Here is a 307-nt window from a genome sequence, read left to right as displayed (position 1 = left end):
GCAGGAAGTCGGTACGCTTGTTGGCGATCTTCTCGTGGATACGGGCAACCTTCCGCTTCTGCTTCTGATAGTTCCTCGCCTCGGAAAGCTTGACTTTCTTGTTCAGAGCGATGCGTTGACGGCGGGAGAGCTTGCGCTGTTCGCGCACCAGTTTCTTCTCAAGCAAACGGAAGTAACGGTCGTTCTTGTATACCGTGCAATCCGACAGGATGGCGAAGTTCTTGAGTCCTACGTCGACGCCGACGGATGAACCGGTCTTCGGCAGTTCGTTGATCTCCTGCTCGACGAGCAGGGAAACGAAGTATTT

At 54.1% G+C, this 307-nt stretch carries 1 protein-coding gene; it reads right to left on the bottom strand.

Annotated features, from left to right (window positions below):
* Positions 1-307 (bottom strand): transposase (locus tag KNQ13_RS15870; RefSeq protein WP_214773300.1); only part of this gene is annotated, 307 nt, incomplete at both ends.

Origin of the sequence: Exiguobacterium sp. s128 (assembly GCF_018618815.1) — a bacterium.
Taxonomy (GTDB): Bacteria; Bacillota; Bacilli; order Exiguobacteriales; family Exiguobacteriaceae; genus Exiguobacterium_A; species Exiguobacterium_A antarcticum.
Note: the sequence above shows the minus strand (reverse complement) of the source record. Positions and strands in the feature narration are given on the sequence as shown.